Here is an 800-nt window from a genome sequence, read left to right as displayed (position 1 = left end):
TTTCATTTGTGAGTGCAAACTTTTTTTGCATAGCACAATTCCTTTATAAGAAGATTAAATTTTAGAATGAGATTTTTAAAGAGGGGCGCCCCCGCCGCGCCCGCGCATTATTTACGCAGCGTCTTTTATAGACTGATTATCATCACAGATATCATTCGTAATTTTTTCACGGCTATTAACCACGGCATTACCATAGATTTGTACATCATGATCAATATTGGATTTACCATAGACCTTTGCATTTTCATAAATTCTTGCAAAGGACCCCACCCGAGCCGAGCCAGAAACCTTTGCATCATCAAAAATACTTGCAAAACTCTTAATCCAAGCATTACAACAGACATGGCCATTGCCATAAATACACGCCCCCCCATAAATGCGTGATTTACCATAAACATGGGAATTCCCATAAACAAAGCCACTCACATGAGCATTTTCATATACACGGGCGTTATCGTAAATATGTGCATTAGGAGAAACATTAGCATTATCACAAACCATGGCATTGCCATAAACATAGCCACAGACCCTAGCATTGTTACTAATTTTTGCATTGTCATAAATGCTAGCATCTTTACCAACAACCCATGCCTTATCACAAACCACGGCATTCCCATAAACTTTAGCTTCCCTAGCAATAATGGCGTAATTACGTATTTTTGCATTATCAGAAACGACGGCATTATCGTAAACATGAGCAGCCCAATCAATACGAGCAGAACCTAATATTTTTGCCTTGCCATAAACAAAGCCCCTTACATAAGCATTATTACCAATTTTCGCAGTGTCAGAGATTTTTG

At 38.6% G+C, this 800-nt stretch carries 1 protein-coding gene; it reads right to left on the bottom strand.

The window, feature by feature from the left end; all coding sequences use genetic code 11:
* Positions 1-111 precede the first annotated feature (111 nt).
* On the bottom strand, positions 112-795 hold the full coding sequence (locus ACFINA_RS09675; protein ID WP_375615529.1) for a hypothetical protein: 684 nt from the start codon (positions 793-795) through the stop codon (positions 112-114).
* Between the last annotated feature and the right edge of the window lie 5 nt (positions 796-800).

Source organism: Bartonella sp. AC10YNML (assembly GCF_042196825.1).
Classification (GTDB): domain Bacteria; phylum Pseudomonadota; class Alphaproteobacteria; order Rhizobiales; family Rhizobiaceae; genus Bartonella.
This window is presented reverse-complemented; position numbering and strand designations above follow the sequence as displayed.